General features: G+C 36.5%; 15 protein-coding genes and 1 pseudogene. All 16 read left to right on the forward strand.

Annotation, left to right across the window (positions count from 1 at the left end):
* Positions 1–24 precede the first annotated feature (24 nt).
* The 16 genes and pseudogenes from ACQZ43_RS08580 to ACQZ43_RS08655 all read left to right on the forward strand — a co-directional run bounded on the left by ACQZ43_RS08580 (position 25) and on the right by ACQZ43_RS08655 (position 22,229).
* Complete coding sequence (locus ACQZ43_RS08580) at positions 25–351, forward strand: DUF6660 family protein (protein ID WP_125013935.1); 327 nt, start codon at positions 25–27, stop codon at positions 349–351.
* Positions 352–584: 233 nt separating this feature from the next.
* Entirely contained in the window at positions 585–4,943 is a 4,359-nt protein-coding gene (locus ACQZ43_RS08585) for a CusA/CzcA family heavy metal efflux RND transporter (RefSeq protein WP_430611681.1), read from the forward strand.
* 8 nt (positions 4,944–4,951) lie between these two features.
* The gene (locus ACQZ43_RS08590; RefSeq protein WP_430611683.1) at positions 4,952–6,205 is read left to right on the forward strand and encodes an efflux RND transporter periplasmic adaptor subunit; all 1,254 of its coding nucleotides are present in this window, start codon (positions 4,952–4,954) and stop codon (positions 6,203–6,205) included.
* Between the two features lie 11 nt (positions 6,206–6,216).
* Entirely contained in the window at positions 6,217–6,816 is a 600-nt protein-coding gene (locus tag ACQZ43_RS08595; RefSeq protein WP_430611685.1) for a methyltransferase family protein, read from the forward strand.
* Positions 6,816–8,816: a heavy metal translocating P-type ATPase gene (locus ACQZ43_RS08600; RefSeq protein WP_430611687.1), complete on the forward strand. Its 2,001-nt coding sequence runs from the start codon at positions 6,816–6,818 to the stop codon at positions 8,814–8,816. Before ACQZ43_RS08595 ends, ACQZ43_RS08600 begins: the two co-directional genes overlap by 1 nt.
* An 81-nt stretch (positions 8,817–8,897) precedes the next feature.
* On the forward strand, positions 8,898–9,209 hold the full coding sequence (locus tag ACQZ43_RS08605) for a hypothetical protein (protein ID WP_430611689.1): 312 nt from the start codon (positions 8,898–8,900) through the stop codon (positions 9,207–9,209).
* A gap of 87 nt (positions 9,210–9,296) precedes the next feature.
* Positions 9,297–11,468 carry a TonB-dependent receptor gene (locus ACQZ43_RS08610; RefSeq protein ID WP_430611691.1) on the forward strand — a complete coding sequence of 724 codons (2,172 nt, stop codon included), beginning with the start codon at positions 9,297–9,299 and terminating at the stop codon, positions 11,466–11,468.
* Between the two features lie 4 nt (positions 11,469–11,472).
* Positions 11,473–12,267, forward strand: a complete 795-nt coding sequence (locus tag ACQZ43_RS08615; RefSeq protein ID WP_430611693.1) for a cation transporter — start codon at positions 11,473–11,475, stop codon at positions 12,265–12,267.
* A gap of 359 nt (positions 12,268–12,626) precedes the next feature.
* Positions 12,627–13,243 (forward strand): annotated as a pseudogene (locus tag ACQZ43_RS08620) (RteC domain-containing protein).
* Between the two features lie 16 nt (positions 13,244–13,259).
* Positions 13,260–14,114: an SDR family NAD(P)-dependent oxidoreductase gene (locus ACQZ43_RS08625; protein ID WP_430611695.1), complete on the forward strand. Its 855-nt coding sequence runs from the start codon at positions 13,260–13,262 to the stop codon at positions 14,112–14,114.
* 12 nt (positions 14,115–14,126) lie between these two features.
* A complete protein-coding gene (locus tag ACQZ43_RS08630; RefSeq protein WP_430611697.1) occupies positions 14,127–14,873 on the forward strand; it encodes an SDR family oxidoreductase in 747 nt (248 codons plus the stop codon).
* Between the two features lie 33 nt (positions 14,874–14,906).
* Positions 14,907–15,821 carry a helix-turn-helix domain-containing protein gene (locus ACQZ43_RS08635; RefSeq protein WP_430611699.1) on the forward strand — a complete coding sequence of 305 codons (915 nt, stop codon included), beginning with the start codon at positions 14,907–14,909 and terminating at the stop codon, positions 15,819–15,821.
* 249 nt (positions 15,822–16,070) lie between these two features.
* Positions 16,071–16,526 (forward strand): GbsR/MarR family transcriptional regulator, encoded by a 456-nt coding sequence (locus tag ACQZ43_RS08640; RefSeq protein ID WP_430611701.1) that lies wholly within the window; start codon positions 16,071–16,073, stop codon positions 16,524–16,526.
* Between the two features lie 66 nt (positions 16,527–16,592).
* Entirely contained in the window at positions 16,593–17,936 is a 1,344-nt protein-coding gene (locus tag ACQZ43_RS08645; RefSeq protein WP_430611703.1) for a TolC family protein, read from the forward strand.
* A gap of 19 nt (positions 17,937–17,955) precedes the next feature.
* Positions 17,956–19,044 carry an efflux RND transporter periplasmic adaptor subunit gene (locus tag ACQZ43_RS08650; protein ID WP_430611705.1) on the forward strand — a complete coding sequence of 363 codons (1,089 nt, stop codon included), beginning with the start codon at positions 17,956–17,958 and terminating at the stop codon, positions 19,042–19,044.
* Between the two features lie 23 nt (positions 19,045–19,067).
* Complete coding sequence (locus ACQZ43_RS08655; protein ID WP_430611707.1) at positions 19,068–22,229, forward strand: efflux RND transporter permease subunit; 3,162 nt, start codon at positions 19,068–19,070, stop codon at positions 22,227–22,229.
* Positions 22,230–22,231: the final 2 nt, after the last annotated feature.

Raw genomic sequence — 22,231 nt, forward strand, 5'->3', positions numbered from 1 at the left:
TATTTTTCTATATTTGCACTATAAATGAGATGGATAATCACAATATGGACTTTTTACCTGATGGTACTTTTTTCATTGCCTTGTAGCGATGGAAGCAATCAGTGTGAAGATACCATTCCTGAAATTGAAACCGTTCAATCTCACGACCACAACCAAGATAGCGATGACAATTGCGGTCCTTTTTGTTATTGCAATTGTTGTAGTATAAGTATTGCTACTTACCATTTCAAACCTTTTGAAATCAAGCAACCTAAACCCACTCTTGTTGTTAAAAAAATTACACTTCGTGATTTTACTTTAATTTCCTTCTACTCAGGAAGTATTTGGCATCCTCCCAAATTTACTGTTTAATTTTTTCAGATTTTCTTAATGCTATTGATGGTTTGTTGCAAGCCTCAGTAATTGTATGCCTTTTATTGGCTTTATGGTACTGTTAGCGTGTTCGTGTTATGTGTTTTCTATGAATGTTTGTTTATAGAAATAATTACAGGCATTATCCACTTCATCCAATAGTTATTTGATTATCTGTTGGCTTCTTATGACAAGAGGCAATAATTTATTTATAAAAAATTAAACAGATACACGTGTTAGATAATATTATAAAATTCTCCATAAAGAATAAGTTCATTATTGGATTGATGACCTTATTACTTATCATTTGGGGGGTATGGAGTGCCACCAAAATCCCCATTGATGCCCAGCCTGATATAACAAACAATCAGGTTCAGATTATTACCCTATCTCCTACATTAGCCGGACAGGAAGTAGAACAATTAGTTACTTTCCCCGTTGAGCAAAGCATCGTCAATCTTCCCAATGTAGAAGAAATAAGAAGTATTTCAAGATTTGGACTCTCCGTTGTAACAGTTGTTTTTAAAGACGAAGTAGATATCTATTTTGCCAGACAGTTAGTCAACGAAAAGCTTAAAGAGGCAGAAGAGCAAATACCGGAAGGAGTTGGTACTCCTGAGCTATCACCAGTGAGTACTGGTCTTGGGGAAGTGTACCAATATATTCTTCACCCGAAAGAAGGCAGTGAGGATAAATATTCCGCAATGGATTTGCGGACAATGCAGGATTGGATTGTTGCCCGCCAACTATACGGTACACCGGGAATTGCCGAAGTCAATAGTTTCGGTGGTTTGCTTAAACAATATGAGGTTTCTGTTGATCCGAACAGGATTAAAGCAATGGATGTCAGTATCTCTGAAATTTTCACGGCACTGGAATCCAATAATCAAAATACCGGAGGTGCCTATATCGATAAGAAGCCGAATGCTTATTTTATTCGGGGAGTAGGTTTGGTCACTTCGCTTGAAGATGTAGGAAATATCGTTGTAAAAAACACGAACGGTATTCCAGTATTTATCAAAGATATAGCCAAAGTAAAGTTTGGTCACGCTACCCGATACGGCGCGATGACCTATAACGGCGTAGTAGATGCCGTAGGTGGTATTGTAATGATGCTAAAAGGAGAAAATACTTCTGACGTTGTAAGAAATATCAAGGAAAAACTACCTGTTATCCAACAATCCCTGCCTGATGATGTCATAATAGAACCCTATTTAGATAGAATGGATTTGGTTGATAGGGCAATTAGTACAATTCAAAAAAACCTCATTGAAGGTGCGCTGATTGTAATTTTTGTACTAATTCTCTTTTTAGGAAATTTTCGCGCAGGTTTGATAGTAGCATCAGCTATACCATTATCAATGCTTTTTGCATTGGGGATGATGAGGCTGTTTGGCGTGAGTGCTAATTTGATGAGTTTGGGAGCTATTGATTTTGGATTGATAGTGGATGGTTCTTTGATTGTGGTTGAAGCTACTTTGCATCACTTAGGCTTACGAAAATCGAAGCTGAAACTTACCCAAAATGAAATGGATGAGGAAGTTTATGAATCGGCAAGGAAAATCCGTACAAGTGCTGCTTTTGGAGAAATTATTATCCTCATCGTCTATATCCCTATATTAGCCTTGGTCGGTATAGAAGGAAAAATGTTCAGCCCAATGGCTCAAACGGTTAGTTTTGCGATTTTGGGTGCATTAATCCTGTCATTTACCTATATCCCGATGATGAGTGCATTGTGTTTATCCAAAAAACCAATCACCAAGAAGAATTTCTCCGATAAAATGATAGGCTTTTTGCAAGGTATATATCAACCTTTATTGGAGAAAGCGATAAGAATAAAACATATAGTTGTTGCCGTTTCGGTAGGAATTTTTGCAATCAGTATTTTCATCTTTTCAAATATGGGAGGAGAATTTTTGCCGAAATTAGGAGAAGGAGATTTTGCTTTTCACTGTATCTTACCGCAAGGGACTTCATTGAGTCAAAGTCTTGAAACTTCAATGCAGGCATCAAGGATTATTAAGGAATTTGATGAAGTAAAAATGGTAGTCGGTAAAACCGGAGCAGCTGAAGTGCCAACAGACCCTATGCCGCCCGAAGCTACTGACTTAATGATTATCCTGAAACCTCAAAAAGAGTGGAAAACTAAAAAATCATATGACGAGCTTTCAAACGAAATGATGGAGAAACTGGAAAGTATTCCCGGTGTATTCTTTGAAGCCAATCAGCCTATACAGATGCGTTTCAATGAGCTGATGACAGGTATCAGGCAGGATGTAGCTGTGAAAATCTTTGGAGAAGATATGGACTCTCTACAAATTTATGCGAATAAGGTTAATAATATCATACAATCAGTGGAAGGAGTAACAGTCCCACAAGTAGAACGGGTAGCAGGGCTTCCGCAAATCAATATCGAATATGACCGTACACGGATCGCTAATTATGGATTGAACATAGAGCAAGTAAATGATATTGTCAGTACAGCGTTCGCAGGGAAAGCAGCAGGTGTAGTTTATGAAAATGAGCGCAAGTTTGATTTAGTGGTACGATTGGATGAAGCTCATAGAGCTTCGATCGAAGATGTGAATAATCTTTTTATTCCGATTCCAAACGGAGACCAGATACCGCTTTCGCAGATTGCCGAGATTGACTATAAATTGGGCCCGGCGCAAATCAGCCGTGAAGGAGGTAAACGCAGAATATATGTAGGATTTAATGTCCAGGGAAGAGATGTAGCAAGTATAGTCAATGAAATTCAGGACAAATTGGCTGAGCAGGTTAAGCTACCGACAGGTTATTATTTTACCTATGGTGGTCAGTTTGAAAATCTTCAAAAGGCGACCGACAGATTATTGATTGCTGTTCCTATCGCATTGCTTTTAATTTTCATTCTATTGTATTTCACTTTCCATTCTCTGAAAGAAGCCATTTTAGTATATACAGCAATTCCGATGAGTGCCATCGGAGGTGTGTTTGCGTTGTTAATACGGGATATGCCTTTCAGTATATCGGCAGGCGTTGGATTTATCGCATTATTTGGTGTAGCCGTTTTAAATGGAATAGTATTGATTTCAACCTTTAACAGGTTAGAAAAAGAGGGTTGGAATGAGATTATACCGAGAATTATTGAGGGAACTAAAACAAGGTTAAGACCTGTATTAATGACAGCAGCAGTAGCAAGTTTGGGATTTTTACCTATGGCGTTGAGTACCAGTGCAGGTGCAGAAGTTCAGAAACCTTTGGCAACCGTGGTTATTGGCGGGTTAATTACAGCAACGGCATTAACGCTGTTTGTACTACCTCTATTATACCTTCTATTTATGAAAAGCAATAAACCGCCGAGAAATAGCAAATTTAAAACTGTAACTCCAGTATTATTGCTGTTGGTTTTCTTAGGTTTTTCTCAAAACAGTAATGCTCAAACCATAGATGTAAATCAGGCTATTGAAATTGCTTTACAGAACAACACTGAAATACAGGCAAAAAATATGGAAATTAAATCAGTTCAAAGCCTAAGTAAAACAGCTTTTGAATTACCCAAAACAGATTTAAACTTCCAGTACGGAAATAATGATGGTTTTGAATATAATGATGGCATTCAGATTTCCCAGAATATACCTTTTCCTACACTCTTTGGTGCAAAGAAAAATTTGCTCAAAGAACGGATTATAGGTCAGCAGTGGATAAAAGCATTCACAGAAAACGAGCTGAAAAGACAGGTCAGAAACTATTATTATCAGTTGGAATATTTAGAGCATAATGCTTCGGTCTTGAATTACTTAGATAGTATTTACGCAGATTTTATCAGAGTTGCAGAATTACGATATAAAACCGGAGATATAGGCAAACTTGATGTAAATACGGCAGTTACCAAGAAAGGCGAAATAAACTTGTTATTCCAACAAAATGAGACTTTCAGACAAAATGCCTATAAATATCTTAAAACCTTAATGCAGATACAGGATGATTTTGTTATTGAAACTAAACCGGAATATGACCCGTTGCTTTTGAGTTCTTTTATTGACAGTTCTGCCATTGAAAATCATCCTCGCATTCAAATGTTATATCAGGATGCCAAAATTGCTGAACAAAGTAAAAAAGTAGAACGAGCAAATGGACTGCCAGATTTTACCATAGGATATAATAATGTCTCGTTAATAGGAATGCATAGTAGGAATGGCGTAGAGCAGTTTTACGGAAGAGACCAAAGGTTTAGTTTTTTTGATGTAGGTATCTCTATCCCGTTAACTTTTGGAGCTACCAAAGCGAAAATACGTTCTCTTGATTATCAAAAACAATCATTGGAATTGAATGCAAAATGGCAAGAACAACAGTTAAAAACAGAATTGACAAATGCTGTAAATCAATATGAGCAGTATTTAACACAGTTTAACTATTTCAAGCAGCAGGCACTTCCAAATGCTGATGAAATCATCCAAGCGGCGAAGCTCGGATATGGCACTGGCGAAATATCATATGTTGAATATCTTTTTGCTTTGCAAACAACAGCCGATATCCAACTTAATTATTTAAAGAGCATACAGCAGATCAATGAAACTGTAACACTTATCAATTCACTAATTAGCAAATAAGATATTCTATGAAACGTAATATAAATAAGTTATTTTTTGGCGTTTTAATCGCTGGAGCTTTAATTTCTTTTTATGCCTGTACAAACAATCATAAAGAAGGAGATGGACATAATCACGATACACCATCGGAAACATCATCAGATGAACACGAAGAAGAAAATGCGGTCACACTTACCGATGAGCAAATAAAAACAGTAGGTATTGAAATCGGCTCAATTGAACAGAAACAATTATCTGCCACGATGAAAGCCAACGGCTTCTTAAGAGTTCCTAATACCAACAAGGCTAATGCGACGTCCCTGTTCGGGGGAATAATAGAAACGCTTAATATAGAAATAGGAGATTATGTAAAGAAAGGACAAGCGATTGCTACTATTTCTAATCCGCAATTTATACAACTACAGGAGGAATATCTAACGATCAATAGCGGAATAGTATTCGCAGAACAAGAACTCACAAGACAAAGAGACCTGAACGAGGGGAATGTAGGTGCAAAGAAGAATCTGCAAAGTGCGACAACCGAATTGAATACTTTAAGAACCCGAAAAGCATCATTGCAACAGCAAATACAGATGATGGGTATCAATCCGGCTTCCTTATCAAATTCCACCCTTAAATCATCATTGATAGTTACAAGTCCCATAAATGGAATAGTTAGTAACGTTTTTGCCAAGATTGGAAGTTATGTAGATGTCTCTTCGCCTATTGCAGAATTGGTAGAAAACAGTGCTTTGCATTTAGATTTACAGGTATTTGAAAAAGACATTCCTTTAATCAAAGTTGGTCAGAAAATAGACTTTATTGTAACAAACAGCCCGAACAAAAGATATACTGCAGAAGTATATAATATAGGTTCTTCATTTAATAGTAATAGCAAGACTATTGCTGTGCACAGTAAGGTTATTGGGGATAAAACAGGACTTATAGACGGGATGAATATAACAGGTATAGTAAATCTGGATGGCGCTTTAAATCCATCTGTGCCAAATGATGCAATTGTCAGTGCCGATGGTAAGTATTATATCTTTTTGGTCAAAGAACAGGAAGAAGAACCACATGACCATATAGAAGACGAAAGTCACGACCACAGTTCGGAAAAAGGCACACGTTTTGAAAAGATAGAAGTGATGAAAGGTGCTACGGAATTAGGTTATACGGCTATTACACCCGTTAATGAAATTTCCGAAGGGACACATGTCGTTGTAAAAGGTGCATTTTTTGTAAATGCGAAATTGAGCAATACTGGTGGTCACGAACACTAAAAAAAGAAACTATGATTTGGCTAAATTTTTATTTGCCTTTGTATTTGGTGCTGTATATGATGGTAGCTTTTGTGCTACCGTCATACCGCACCTTTAAGCAAACAGGCATCAATCCTATAACCTTCGGCAAATCGGATAACGCACACGATTACATCGGTTTTGTAATGAAAGTATTGATAGCCTTGCTTTTTATAGCGGTATTCATTTATTCATTCAGCGATAAAGCATATAAGTATTTAGTACCCATTTCTTATCTAATGAAAAACGTTTTTTTGATAATTGGATTAACGCTGATACATCTTTCACTACTCTGGATTTCGGTTGCTCAATATCAAATGAGCAACAGTTGGCGTATTGGTATAGACGAAAATATTAAAACCGAATTAATAACAAAAGGCTTATTCTCTTATAGCAGAAATCCGATTTTTTTAGGAATGACAATCAGCGTTACAGGAATATTTTTCATACTGCCCAATGCGCTTACATTTTTCGTGATGCTATCCACTTATATCGTTATCCAAATTCAGATAAGATTGGAAGAAGAATTTTTAGAGAAACAGCATGGACAAGAATATTTATCCTATAAACAAACTACTAAAAGATTACTATAATGGAACACAAACATAAGTACGATCAACAAGGTAAACAGCTTTGTTGTACACCTCAAGAGGAAAAAATATATACCGATGCCGATGGACACAACCACGAAAATACCGGCGATGACGTTCATAATCACGGACGTACCGATAAATCTACCTTTCAAATGTTTTTACCTGCTATCGTCAGTTTTGTATTATTGATGATTGCCATTACTTTCGATAATTGGCTTTCTCAATCTTGGTTTACTGATTGGATAAGAATTGTTTGGTATGTGGTAGCGTATACACCTGTTGGATTGCCCGTAATTAAAGAAGCATTTGAAAGCATCAGAAAAGGCGATGTGTTTTCAGAATTTTTATTGATGAGCATTGCCACCATCGGAGCTTTTGCCATTGGTGAATATCCGGAAGGTGTTGCCGTAATGTTGTTTTATGCCGTTGGCGAAGTATTCCAAACATTGGCAGTAACAAGAGCTAAGGCAAATATTAAAACCTTGCTCGACCAACGTCCCGATGAAGTAACTGTTTTAGAAAACAATCAAGCAAAAACAGTAAAGGCAGAAAGTGTAAACATTGGCAATATTATCCAATTAAAACCCGGAGAAAAATTAGGCTTAGATGGCGAATTATTATCCGAAACTGCATCATTCAACACCGCTGCACTTACAGGAGAAAGCAAGCCTGATACCAAAACCAAAGGCGAAACCGTATTGGCAGGAATGATAAATCTAAATACCGTTGCACAGGTAAAAGTAACAACGGCTTATACTGATAGCAAGCTAAGCAAAATTTTAGAATTGGTACAAAATGCCACCGCACAAAAAGCACCAACAGAATTATTCATCCGCAAATTTGCAAAAATCTACACACCGATTGTTGTGTTGTTGGCAGTGCTAATTACTATAGTTCCTTATTTTTTTGTAGGCGATTACGTATTTAGTCAATGGTTGTACAGAGCGTTGGTATTTTTGGTTATTTCTTGTCCTTGTGCCTTGGTCATTAGTATTCCTTTGGGTTATTTTGGTGGAATTGGTGCTGCTTCAAAAAATGGGATTTTATTTAAAGGAAGTAATTTTTTAGATGCACTTGCCAATATCCAAAACGTTGTAATGGATAAGACAGGTACAATGACGGAGGGTGTTTTTAAAGTACAAGAAGTTGTATTAAAACCTGAATTTGATAAAAACGAAATCCTGAAAATGGTAAATGCTTTAGAGAGCCAAAGTACGCATCCAGTTGCTACCGCTATTCATCAATATGTAGGTGAAATTGATAGCTCGATAAAGTTAGAAAATACAGAAGAAATTGCAGGACATGGTTTGAAAGCTAATGTAAATGGAAAAGAATTATTGGTAGGAAATTTTAAATTGATGGATAAATTCAACATCAATTATGATTTAGACCCAACCACAATTGTTTATACCTTAATTGCCATTGCTTACGATGGAAAATTTGCAGGTTACATTACCATTGCAGATAGTATAAAAGAAGATGCACAGCTAACTATTGACAAGTTAAAAGCATTAGGAGTAAAAACCACAATGTTGAGCGGAGATAAAAGCACCGTAGTAAAATTTGTTGCAGATAAATTAGGAATTAATAATGCCTTTGGTGATTTACTACCTGAAGATAAAGTAAATAAAGTAAAAGAAATCAAATCCAAAAACGAAACCGTAGCATTTGTAGGCGATGGCGTGAACGATGCACCAGTAGTGGCTTTGAGTGATGTTGGTATTGCAATGGGTGGTTTGGGTAGCGATGCTACTATTGAAACCGCCGATGTAGTTATTCAAGACGATAAGCCGAGTAAAATACCGATGGCAATCAATATCGGTAAGCAAACTAAGAAAATTGTTTGGCAGAATATCACTTTGGCATTTGTAGTAAAAGGAATTGTATTAGTTCTGGGAGCAGGTGGTTTGGCCACAATGTGGGAAGCCGTTTTTGCTGATGTGGGAGTTGCATTATTGGCGATTTTAAACGCTGTACGCATACAACGGATGAAATTTTAACGAACAAGTCAATTTATGAAAAATAGGGAGTAATTTTAATTGAGGGAGAAGTTGTAACGTAGTTTTTAATATATTTGTAAAATGAAGCATTTATCATTCATATTAGCATTAATGGTCTTGGTCTTATCGACCTTGCCAGGCTTTATGGAAGATAAATGCTTTGACGTTATACATCAAACAACAAATAGTCAGGAACAAGATAGCGACGGTTGCGGTATGGAATGTTGCTCGCCTTTTTCTAAATGCAATACTTGTACCGGATTTGTAATTACTTCTTTTTATGCTTTAACGACAAATTCTGCCCAACAACCTGAAAAGAAATTAAGTGTAATAACTACGTCAGCTGTTTCAGACTTCCTCTCTTCCATTTGGCAACCGCCTAAGATTAATTAATGTTTTTAGTGTCTTCGGCACAATAACAAATTGCGGTGCTACAAACCGTCAATTCTTATTTTTTAAACATTAATAATTTTTCATATAATGAAAAAAATACTCTTTATGTCATTTTTTATGACACTAAATCTCTGTGTCTTTGCACAAAACACATTTAATGCTGTTGTTAGAAACAGTGAAAACAAAAATCCTTTGATTGGTGTGACAGCATCTATAAAAGGAACCTCGCTTGCCGCTACATCAAACGAAAACGGTCAAATCATAATAGTAAATGTTCCTGACGGTGTACAGGAAATACATTTTAGTTACGTAGGCTTTTATGAACGTATTGATACACTGGGATTTCCATTAAAGGACACCAGCGTTATTGAAATCTTACTCAAAGAAAATTCAGAAGAATTGGAAGAAGTGGTTATATCTTCTACAAGAAGTACAAGGAGCATACAAAATATTCCTACCCGTATTGAATTTATCGGAAGTGAAGAATTGGGTGAAAAAGGCAATATGAAACCAGGAGATATTCGTATGCTTTTGGCGGAAAGTACAGGTATTCACGTACAAACCACTTCGCCTACCAGTGCCAATGCAAGTATCCGTATTCAAGGACTTGACGGAAGATATACGCAAATCCTGAAAGACGGCTTCCCTATTTTTTCGGGTGCTTCAAGCGGATTAGGTTTGTTGCAAATTCCACCGCTTGACTTAAAGCAGGTTGAAGTTATCAAAGGTTCTACATCTACGCTGTATGGTGGTGGAGCAATAGCAGGTTTGGTAAACCTGATTTCCAAGACACCAACGGAAGAAAGGGATTTGCGTTTTCATTTAAACGGAACATCAGGCGGAGGTTTAGACATCAACGGTTTTTACGGACAGAAGTTTAAGAAAATCGGAACAACCATATTTGCTTCGCATAATAGAAACGGAGCTTACGACCCTGCAAAAATTGGTTTTTCTGCCATTCCAAAATTTGAACGTTTTGTACTGAACCCTAAATTGTTTGTTTATTTCAATGATAAAACAAAAATGAATTTCGGTGTCAATACAACTATCGAAAACCGTTTGGGAGGTGATATGCTTTACATCAAAGGAAACGGAGATAATACAAACCAATATTTTGAGGAAAATAAAACACAACGCTATTCCACACAATTTGTTTTCGACCACTTAATTGATGAAAAAAGTTCTTTTCAAATTAAAAACAGCGTGAGTTATTTTAACCGAAATACAACAATTCCCAACTATCAGTTTGAGGGAACACAAACCGCAACTTTTACAGAAGCAAATTATACCAACAGTACAGAAAAATCGGAATGGGTAGCAGGGGTCAATATTTGGACGGACAATTTTAAAGAAAAGCAGATTACTGCATTTCCGTTGAGGGATTACAGCCAAAACACATTCGGAGCTTTCGTTCAAAATTCTTTTAAGGCTGCTGATTGGCTTCAATTAGAAGCAGGTTTAAGAACGGATTACGTGATAGATTACGGAGCTGTATTTTTACCAAGAGTATCGGCATTGTTTAAGATTGCAAACGGATTGACTTCACGTATTGGAGGTGGATTTGGGTATAAAACACCAACCATTTTTACAGAAGAAAGTGAACGCCTACAATATCAAAATGTAATGCCTATTGACGACAAGACCAATAAATTGGAAAAAAGTTATGGAGCAAATGCAGACATCAATTACCGCACCTACATTGGGGAAGATTGGTCATTTAGCATAAACCAATTGTTCTTTTACACCTATCTGGATAATCCCTTGTTACTTGAAAATCCCTCTACAAATCTGTATCAGTTCGTTAATTCTCCAGGTTATATTCATACCAAAGGAACAGAAACCAATATTAAAATTGGTTACGATGACCTGAAATTATTTTTGGGATACACTTATACAGATGCTCGATTAAACCAAAATGGAATGACTGTAGAAAGCCCGTTAACGCCAAAGCACCGCATTAATTCCATCCTGATGTATGAAATAGAAGATAAATGGAAAGTTGGTCTGGAAGCCTATTATTTCAGTCCTCAAAAACTGAACAATGGAACTACGGGTAAAGCTTACTTTATTACGGGATTTATGGCTGAAAAGATTTGGGAAAGATTTTCATTGTACGTCAACTTTGAAAACTTTCTTGACACCCGACAAACACGCTTTGACGGTATTTATACGGGAACAATAACCAATCCAGTTTTTAAAGACATTTATGCACCATTGGACGGATTTGTAATTAACGGAGGTATAAAATTCAAGCTTTAAAGAAATGAAAAAAACTATATTCAATATTACCAAAATGGATTGCCCAAGTGAAGAGCAATTAATCCGTATGAAATTACAAAATGTTGAAACGGTAAAATCATTAGAATTTGATATTCCCAATAGGAAACTAACTGTTTTTCACAGTGAAAACCCAGAGCCGATTTTTTCGGCTTTGGGAACACTGAACCTAAATACGACATTGGTTTCAACCGAAAAAAGCAATGAAGTCGTTCAAACAGATACAAGGAACAACCAACGAAAATTACTTTGGATAGTGTTGATTATCAACTTCCTGTTTTTTGGACTGGAAATGTTGTTCGGTATTTTTTCAGGGTCAATGGGATTGGTAGCTGACAGCTTGGATATGCTTGCGGACAGTGCCGTTTACTCATTGGCTTTAATAGCTGTGGGGGGAACAATCACCCTAAAAAATAACATCGCTAGATTTGCAGGATACTTCCAAGTCTTACTTGCTATTGTAGGTTTCGTTGAAGTGATCAGACGTTTTATCGGAATAGAAGCTATGCCCGATTTCAAAACAATGATTATCGTTTCTGTTTTGGCATTGATTGCAAACGTATTTTGTCTTTATCTCTTACAAAAGAACAAAAGTAAAGAAGCGCATATGCAGGCCTCAATGATATTCACATCAAATGATGTCATTATCAATTCGGGAGTTATTGTTGCTGGTCTTTTAGTTAATTGGCTCAATTCAAGTTATCCTGATTTGATTATTGGGGCTATTGTATTTGTAATTGTAGCAAGGGGAGCTTACAGAATATTGAAGTTGGCGAAGTAAATTCCCATAACTACAAGTTACGGATAAAATGAATGGGACAATTATAGAGAAAAATGGAGTGTTCTGGTAAATGTTCTAATAAAACATTTACCAGAACACTCTTAACTGATTATGGAAAAAGCTCAACTATCTTAATATACTCCAAATAAAGATATTGGCTAAAATTTCATTAAAACTTGATATATCCTACGAATTGTACAGTTAGGTTTTCTCTAACCCAAATATACATTTCAAATTACTCTAATGGATAAATTTTATAAAGAAACACTATATAAGTTGGAAACAGCAATCCAAGAATTGGAAATTGATACAGATTGTCACATACAACGTATGGAAGTATTCAACTTATTGCCAAAACATTGTCCGATTTAAAACAGTTTGTTCTAAATAGAGGATTTAAAAATACTGATGAAGAAATCCGTTTTTTCAAAGATCTAAAGCCTACCATTGTTGCAAAACTCATTTACTATAATGCCATTTATAAAATTGAGACAAAAAAACCTTATGGATCAAAGCCTATAAGAAAGTACCTTAACAAAGAATTGAAAAAACTCAAAAGGTTCTTTGATAACAATCTTGATTTTTATAAGTATTACCGTAGCAATAACTCCTTCCTTGATGAGATTTTTTTTATACGGGGCAACCATGATATAAACTATGGTTGGATACCTATTATTTACAGTCTGACCAAACCTTTTGCACCTCCCATGATTACAAGGTCGCCAAGATAATAGCCAATGATTTGATACAGGTTTATTTAGAAAGCCAGCTTTACAATTTGAATAAACGTCAACAATCAAATAACTCCTCCACTATTAACCTCAACTTGACAGGCAGTAAGACAGCGATGATAGAGTTAATATATGCTTTTTACCATCAAGGGGTCTTCCTTATAAAGAGGACTTTAGATTTGGACAATACAACCATAGATTTGGAAAACTCAATCATTTTCATTCTAACCAACTTTGTATCATAATCAAATACAAAGAAATATGAATACAAATAAGGTATGGTTCATTACTGGTGCTTCCAAAGGATTGGGATTATCACTGGCAAAAAAATTATTAGCAAATAACTACCGGGTAGCTGCAACATCCAGAACAATTAGGTCTCTGAAACAGAATATTCCAAATTTTTCCGATTCCTTTTTACCATTGGAAATGGATATTACTAACGATGAAAACGTAAAAGCTTCAATTGAAAAAGTAATCGCTCATTTTGGTCAAATTGATGTTATTGTTAATAACGCTGGCTATAGCCAGATTGGAACGCAAGAAGAATTATCAGATAAAGAAGTCAAACAGAACTTCGAAGTCAATGTCTTTGGCTTATTAAACGTAATCAGGCATTCAACGCCTTACCTACGAAAACAACAATCAGGTCATGTTTTTAATATTTCTTCTATAGGAGGATTTGTCGCAAATTTCCCTGGATTTGGTGTCTATTGCGCCACGAAATTTGCCGTTGCCGGGCTTAGTGAATCTCTCGCCGAAGAATTGAAGTCATTTCAGATCAACACAACACTTATTTACCCTGGATACTTTAGAACAGATTTTCTCTCTGGGGACTCTGTTAAGACACCTGAATTTCCAATTGGAGAATATGAGAACGCTAGACAGATTGAACAAGCACATTTAAATGAAATAAATGGAAATCAGCCTAACGATCCCGAAAAATCAGCAGAAGTAATCATTCAATTGAGTAAAGAAGAGAACCCTCCGGTACATTTTTTTATGGGAGAAGATGCTTATAACCTAGCAAAACAGAAAATACAATCCTTACAAGAAGCTCTGGATGCATTTAAAGAATTAACCTATTCAACTGGATATAAAAAAACAACAATTTAAACAAATAGAAATATGAATTTATCAGGAAAAGTAGCCCTTATTACGGGCGCATCAAGTGGAATCGGTGAAGGTGTTGCAAAAGCCCTTGCGCTGAAAGGAGTAAAATTAGGCCTTGCTGCCCGAAGAACAGACAAATTGCAACTTGTTTTGACAGAAATTCAAAAGCAAGGTGGAGAAGCCTGCATAATCGAAATGGACGTTACCGACAAAGAAAGCGTTACAGAAGGAGTCGCTAAATTATTAAATCAGTTCGGCTCAATTGATATTTTGGTTAACAATGCAGGGATAATGCCTGTGTCGGATATCGATACGTTTAAAATCGATGAGTGGGAGAAAATGGTAGATGTAAATATAAAGGGAGTTTTAAATGTTACCTCTTCAGTGCTGCCCGAGTTGATTAAGCAAAAATCTGGACATATTATTAATTTATCCTCTATTGCGGGACGTAAATTGTTCAAAGGATTGTCTGTATATTGTGGAACAAAATTTTTTGTTGCAGCATTTTCTGATATTATGAGAATGGAAATCGGAAAAAAGCATAATATTCGCGTCACAAGCATTCAACCAGGAGCTGTTGCAACAAATCTTTATGATCAAATATCGGATGCCGCATTAAAAGAAGGAATGGAAAACTTAAGTAATCAAATGACTTTCCTTTCACCAAACGATATTGCAGATAGTATGATCTATGTTTTGGAAGCTCCTAATCATGTTGATGTTTCCGAATTATTTATTTTACCAACGGATCAAGAGTGGTAGAAAATTTGAATTTAATTTTTTTAAATCACCGTTATGAAAATCAATCAGCAGTTTAATTCTATTAATGAATTTCATGAGTTTAGTAATCTACCTAAGCCTGAGCATCCATTGGTCAGTTTGATTGATTATAGTCTTGTACATTATCCAGAGGAATACAGTAACATCAAATGGGTACAAAATTTTTATTCTATAGGGTTAAAACGTAATGTAAGTAAAAAATTTAATTATGGTCAGCAACCTTATGATTTTGAAGAAGGGGTTTTGTCTTTGGTGGCTCCTCAACAAGTTATCCATATAGAGATCGATCAAAATGCAGAAGCCGATCCTTCGGGATGGTTATTGTTAATTCACCCCGATTTTTTATGGAACACGCCATTGGCAAAAAAAATGAAAAAGTATGATTTTTTTGGATATGCTGTAAATGAAGCTCTTTTTCTTTCGGAAAAAGAAGAAAATATGATGGTCGATATTTTTAAGAATATTCAACGAGAGTACAGTTCTAACATTGATAAGTTTACTCAAAGTATCATTGTAGCTCAGATTGAATTGTTGCTGAATTATACTGATCGTTTTTATGAACGACAATTCATAACACGTCAAATTACCAACCATAAAGTTTTGAGCCAATTAGAGGAACTGTTGAATGATTATTTTAATTCAGAAGAGATTATCAATAAAAGCATTCCTAGTGTAACGGAGGTAGCAAATCAGTTAAATGTTACGCCAAATTATCTAAGCAGTTTACTTAAAGTAATAACTGGACAAAGTACGCAGCAACATATTCACAATAGACTGATTGAAAAGGCGAAAGAAAGGTTATCAACTACTGAACTTTCTGTCAGTGAGATTGCTTACGAATTGGGGTTTGAATATCCTGCATCATTCAATAAATTGTTCAAGAAGAAGGTGAACTTGTCGCCTTTAGAATTTCGAAATACATTTAATTGACATAATAGTATTGTTTTGGACACCCTAATCAACCTTAGGGTGCTCCCAAAACTTTATTAAATAAACTTTTGGCCTCAAAAAGCGAGTAACATTTCAAAAAAAGACAATCGGTTAAAATAATACCAGTACAATTTTTTGTCATAATAAATTCTTTCTAAAATATATAAAAAAAAACGGTTCAGTATTTTGTGAACTTAAAAAACCTCCTTATATTTGCAAAAGATAATTTGAAAACATAATTAATTTAAAATGGTCTTAACAGAGAAGCAAAAGGAACTCATAGAGGAATTTGGCGTATTAAATGAGAAGTACGGCTTACCACCGGCGGAGTGTCGGGTATGGGGACTTTTTCTGGTTGCAGACAAAGTAGAATTGACATTTGATGAAATTATGGAAACCCTGCACTTGAGTAAAGGTGGTACCAGCAATGCATTGAACAGGCTTATGATGACCCACCATATCGAATACATTACTAAGCTTGGCGATAAGAAACGTTATTTCCGTTGTAAGATGAATAACTGGACACAAATGACGAAAGAGAATTTTGAAAAATTTGACGATCTGAACGTTATCCTTAAAGAAATCCTTAAAGCCAGAACGTCTAAAACTCCACAATTTAACAAAGACCTGAAGGAAGTTACTGAATTCTTAGATTTTGTCTATAAAGAAATTATGTTAGCTATACACAAATGGGAGAATAGATAATATTTTTTTTGCATCAAAGGTTCATTAAAAACTGAACTAATTAATAAAAACTGAATAAAATAAACAATGAAATTAAGGATTATATCATACACTTTACTGCTTTTTTTTCTGGTTCCATTTGCTAGTAAGGCACAGGGTACAGAAAATTATTTCAGCCTGAAAGATGCTGTTCGATACGGAGTTGAACATCATCTTATCATTCAGAAATCCGATTATGAGCTGGAAATCTACAATCAAAAATTTAGGGAAGAACTTTCCGGTTATTTACCACAAATTAAAGCCGATGCTGCTTACACGAATAATTTGAAATTGATAACCCAAATTATTCCCGGAGAATTTATAGGGCAACCTGGTCAGGATCAGTCAATTCAATTTGGAACCAAATACAATGCGTCTGCCATCATAGATGTAACCCAAACACTAGTCGATTTTGAAAAGATCACCGGACAGAAGATTGCTAGACAAAACAGCAGGATCAGCTTGTTGAATAAGCAGAAAACAATTGAGCAGATTATCTATGACATTGCTACTGCTTACAATATATCTCAGATTGCCCTACTCCAACAAAATGATATAAGCCAAAATATCTTAAAAATAGACACTCTTATTACTAGTATGGAATCACGGGTTCAGAACGGATTTTCTAAACCTGTTGATTTGAAACGTCTGCAACTAGAAAGGACAAATTTGCAAACACGTCTTCAGAATGCCAAAATGGAGCACGAGCAGAGTATGACACTTCTAAAATATACAATGGCCTATCCTCTGGAGGAAACCATCCATATTGATACACGGTCCGAACTAACGAATTTCGGAATTTTGCTCCAAGAAGACCTAGCGGTAAAGTCCTTAGATCTCGAATTGCTTGCTGCACAGGATGAATTGACCGTGCTAAGTCTAAAACAAATGAAGCAATCCTATCTGCCCAAGTTGTCATTTAACTTTAGATACGGTACATTGGCGCAGCAGAATAACCCCAATATTTTCCGCACCAACACCAATTGGTATCCCAACTCACTGGCAAGCCTTAATCTCTCTATTCCCATTTTTGACGGGAGCTACAAGGCCTCAAGAGTGAAGCAGTTACAACTGGAACAGCATCAAAACAGCCTCGATATCAAAATGCAACAGAATGAGCTGGATAAGAATGTTAAGAATGTGAAAGTAAAATTGAGTATCAGCCATTCTAACCTGTTTACAACTAAGGAAAGTATGGCTCTGGCAGAGGAAGTATATGCTATTACATATTTACAGTTCCAAAGCGGTTATGCCTCTTTAAAAGATCTTTTGGATGCAAATACAGAAGTTAAAGAAATGCAAACAGCTTATCTAAGATCCGTATTGGAGGTTCAGTCGGCAGAATTGGAGTTGCTCAAAGTATCAGGAAATATAGAAACCATATTAAAATAGAAATCAACTAAGTAAACAGATGAAACGAATAAAGAAATATATCACTCCTATCCTGATCATTGCAGGATTGTTACTGGCTATCATTTTTATATTAAGCAACAATAAAGATAAGCTAGATGCCAAGGCTGAAATTGGAAGTACCAAAACATTGGTATTTCCTGTAACTATAACCTCTCCAAAATATCAATCTCTAACAGGAACCTATAGTTCAAGCGGGTTTTTTATCCCGGTAAATTCAATGACATTGACATCAGATATTTCCGGCAGAATAACAGCTACAACATTAAAAGACGGATCGATGATTCGTAAAGGGCAAAATATCGTTTCTGTTTATAACGAAGTAGAAAATATAGAAAGACAACAAAACGCGATAGATAGGCACTTGGCAGTGGAAACGCTACAAAAAGCAAAATTAGACCTATCAAAAATGGAAAATATGCTTAAATCCAATGCTATTACCAGCCGGGAAGTAGAAGATCAACGTTTAGCTGTGACTTCTGCCGAAGCAAAAATAAGCACGCTCAGCTCGATAAGGAAATCGACTACCATCAATGCACCAATCTCGGGGACAGTCCATAAATCTTATGTACAGTCAGGAAGCTATCTGAGTCCAGGAACATTATTAGCAGATATTGTAGACAACTCTTCATTAAAGCTCCAGATTCCTTTGTTGGATAAAGACGTAATTAAACTATCTATTGGGAAAAAAATCGAAGTCGTGCCAGACCTCTATCCCAACTCTAAAATAACAGGAATAGTAGTTTATATCGCTGCACAAGCAGATGCTAACAGGAATTTTATGGTAGAGGTTCAGATACCCAATAACTCTAAAAGTCCTTTAAAAGCAGGAATGAGTGGCACTGCTATCATTAGCAACGACAATATCCAAAACGCAATGATGATTCCAGTGAGAGCGATTGTGGGTAGTTTACAAGATCCGCAGGTATATATTCTTAAAGGAGAAAAAGCTGTACTGACAAAGATAACAACCGGACATGTACAGGGAGATAATGTTATGGTGTTGATAGGATTGGCCCAAACGGATAGAATTATAGAAACCGGTCAATTAAATATTAATGATGGCTCAACCGTAGAGGTGATTAAATAACATGAAAACAGAATAATATAACCATGCATATAACAGAACTATCCATAAAACGACCATCTTTTATCTTGGTCATTTTTATAGCACTCACCTTTCTGGGAATCATAAGTTATTCCAGATTAAACTACGAACTCACGCCAGACATGTCAATGTCGATGTTCAGTATTACTACGGTATATCCGGGAGCTTCTCCTAGTGAAGTCGAAACCGCAATTACCAAGAAAATTGAAGATGCTGTTTCAGATATAGATAACATTGATGCGATCAAATCAACCTCTCTTGATGGTGTATCCTTGGTTACTGTTCAGCTTAAGGTGGATTCAGACGTAGAGCAGGCCATGCAGGATGGTCAACGAAAAATCAACGAAGTACTTCAAGATCTTCCTGCTGCTGCGAAACCGCCTGCTATCGGTAAATTTTCCATGACAGACATGCCAATTATGCGTTTTGGCGTAACCGCCAAAATGAACCCTACCGAATTGTACGCGTTGGTAAAGGACGAAATCCAACCGGCAATAACCAAAGTGAAAGGTGTCGCTAGGGTGGACTTGGTAGGCGGAGAAGAAAGGGTGATAAAAATTAATATAAACAGAAGGAAATCCGATCAGTATAATATTTCACTATTGCAGATCAATCAAGCCATCGACAATGCAAATCTCGAATTTCCTGCAGGCAAACTGACCAGCGATAAATCAGAAACAAGTATTAAACTCAAAGGGAAATACCAGTCTATTGATGAGATCAGGAATTTAGTGGTAAAAAATGACTTAGCGACAGGATCCAAAATTCGCCTGTCAGATGTTGCAGATGTTTTAGATGGAGTTAAAGATATTACCACATTCAATAGGATTGACGGTAAAAACTCAATTGGTATACAATTAATCAAACAACGTGATGCCAATGCTGTTGAAGTAGCTGACCAGGTAAAGACTATTCTGAAAGAAATAGAAGATAGCTATACCGCGCAGGAAATAAAATTTGACATAGCCAACGACAGCTCCGAGTTTACAATGGAAGCTGCTGATCTGGTAATGTTGGATTTTTTCCTGGCGATTGTGATTGTAGCTGCCGTGATGCTTTTATTCCTGCACAGTCTTCGTAATTCGCTTATAGTTATGGTCTCCATTCCAGCATCGCTGCTTTCCGTATTCATTGCCATGAATTTGCTGGGTTATACCATGAATATCTTGACGTTGATGGCAATATCACTGGTTATTGGTATCCTCGTGGACGATAGTATTGTGGTACTGGAAAACATTTACCGTCATCTCGAAAAAGGAAAAGACAAAGTGACTGCCGCTATTGATGGTCGAAAGGAAATTGGATTTACCGCTATGGCTATCACCTTTGTGGATGTGATTGTGTTTTTGCCATTGACCATGGTGGGTGGCATTATTTCCAATATGCTTGGACAGTATTCCATGGTTATCGTCATTGCTACGTTAATGAGCTTGTTTGTATCCTTTACCCTCACGCCTTTATTGGCTTCCAGGTTGGCTAAAATAGAGCATCCAACTGGCAAAACACTATTTGGACGGATTTTACAGGCATTTGAAAAAGGAATAACCAAACTGACCAACAGTTATGGCAAAATGTTAGCAAGCGGATTGACAAAGAAAAGATGGATACTGGGCGGCTCTTTTGCGCTGATTATTGCTTCATTTACGCTAGTAGGTGCCGGTTTTATCGGAGGAGAATTTGCCAGTAATGGTGATAAAGGAGAAGTATTGATTAATCTAGAATTACCCCAAAGTGCTACTCTTTTAAACACCAATGAAACGGTGAAAAAAGTAGAAACCATTTTATTCAGTAAGCCCGAAGTTGTAAAAGTGTATTCAAGTATCGGAACTAGCTCAGGTTCCATGGGCGGAAGTCGTAATACCCAAAACAGGGCAGAAATCAACGTAAAACTAGTTTCTAAGGATGAAAGAGCAGTATCGTCCGATGTATTTGCCCATTATACTAAACTGGAATTAGAAAAAATCCTCCCGGGTGTAAAGGTAAACTCCGCTATCATGAATATGATGGGAACGTCCAATGATGCCCCAATTTCTATTGTCGTATCCGGCAATGACCCCTATAAAATATACACGGCTGCGGAGGCTATATCTGATAAGCTAAAAACTATTAAAGGAACATCCGATGTGAAACTTTCAGTGGAAAGAGGAAGTACGGAGTTACAGGTAACTATTGATCGGGATAAAATGGCCAATCTGGGACTCACTATGGATGTGGTCGGAATGACGATGAACATAGCGTTCAGTGGAAACACCGATATTAAATTCGGAGATCAACAAAAGGAATACGAAATCGAAATCGCCTATGACCGATTTGATCGGCAGAATGAAGAAAGCCTACGCAAACTTGCATTTATCAATACCGAAGGACAATCGGTAAAATTAGAACAGTTCGCATCATTTAACTATGGAATGGCTTCTAAACAACTGGACAGGAAAGATAGAATGGCCTCCGTGACTGTCTCTTCACAAGTTTTGGGTGTGACTCCCAGCGTGATAACCGAAGAACTGGATCAATTTGTCCGAGAAGCTAAATTTGACAAAGATGTACATATTGATGCTGAAGGTGAAATGAAATATATGAAAGAAACTTTCTCTAATCTCGGTCTTGCATTGATAGCTTCCGTGTTGCTCGTATACCTTATTATGGTCATGTTATACAATTCATTTGTCTATCCATTCGTGGTTTTCTTTTCTATTCCGGTGGCCATTATTGGTGCGTTGCTGGCTTTAGCTCTAACCATGCACACGCTCAATTTCTTCTCTATACTGGGCATGATTATGCTAGTAGGTTTGGTCGCTAAAAACGGGATACTGATTGTAGATTTTGCTAATCAGTTAAAGGCTAACGGTAAGAATACTATTGAAGCATTAATCATGAGTGGTAAAGCACGGCTGCGTCCTATTTTAATGACCACGCTTGCCATGATATTCGGGATGCTCCCTATTGCTTTATCCTCAGGTGCGGGAGCAGAATGGAAGAACGGTTTAGCTTGGGTATTGATTGGTGGTTTGACAAGTTCAATGATACTCACGTTGTTTGTCGTTCCATCCATGTATCTTCTTGTTGATCTGATTAAGGGAGATATAAAGCGGAAAGATGTAAAACGGCTAATCAAAGAAGTAAATCTGGATCAGCCCCTGATTGAAATGGTTGAAGAGATTAAATAAAC

Origin of the sequence: Flavobacterium sp. JP2137 (assembly GCF_050562195.1) — a bacterium.
GTDB lineage: Bacteria > Bacteroidota > Bacteroidia > Flavobacteriales > Flavobacteriaceae > Flavobacterium.